This window comes from Streptomyces poriferorum (assembly GCF_019399235.1).
GTDB classification, from domain to species: Bacteria; Actinomycetota; Actinomycetes; order Streptomycetales; family Streptomycetaceae; genus Streptomyces; species Streptomyces poriferorum.
The window spans coordinates 1-748 of record NZ_JAELVH010000652.1; the positions used below are offsets into that span (position 1 = coordinate 1).

Annotated in this window: 1 pseudogene; it reads right to left on the reverse strand. The window is 72.3% G+C overall.

The window, feature by feature from the left end:
- Nucleotides 1-461 (reverse strand): annotated as a pseudogene (locus tag JGS39_RS40260) (hypothetical protein); the annotation flags it as partial.
- Nucleotides 462-748: the final 287 nt, after the last annotated feature.

A 748-nucleotide genomic window follows, 5' to 3' on the forward strand; every position in this document is an offset into this window, starting at 1 on the left:
CCGGCGGGGGAGTCCTCGTCGGACAGCAGACCGGCACCGGTGGGGGAGTCCTCGTCCAAGGGCACCGCGGCGCTCTCCTTGCCCGTGGTGCCCGCGGCCTTCACCTCGATCTCCCCGGTGGCCCGCTTGCCGTTCTCGCAGGCCACGTCGATGCTGTACGGCCCCGGCTCGATCGCGCCCGGCACCTGGAACGAACCGGCCAGGACCTCTTTGAGGGTGGCCGGTGCCAGCGCGAACTCGGAGGCGTCCAGAGCGCTCGCGTCACCGGTGGCGCCGGTGTCGCTGCCGCAGGCGGTGGTGTTCACGGTGACCGTGGACCCCGGGGCGGCACTCGCGGGAGAGATCTCCAATGACCCGAGCTCATCCCCGTACGCGGACGGGGCGGCGGCGCTGAGGCCGAGCGCGGCAGCGGCGAGGGCCGCGGCGGCGGTGCCGGTCACGAGGCGAGCAGGACTGCGCATGGGGGGTTCCTCCGAGCGGGGACGGCGCGGGCTGGTGTGTCCTGGGTCCGAGCTAACGGCCGTCCCGCCACCCATGCCTGCTGACACCAAGTCAGCATTCACCCGTCCGGACCGGCGCCGCCTCCTTGTCACTGCCCAAGCGTGCAGGTCACAGCGGTGATGGTGGGGCGGGAAGTCCGCCCTCCGGTGTCCGGTGCCGATCGGGTGATGCCCGCCGAGATGAAAGTGGCGTACGTCACATGCATGACCCGGGTGTCCGCGGGCACACGATGCACACCCCCCACGGG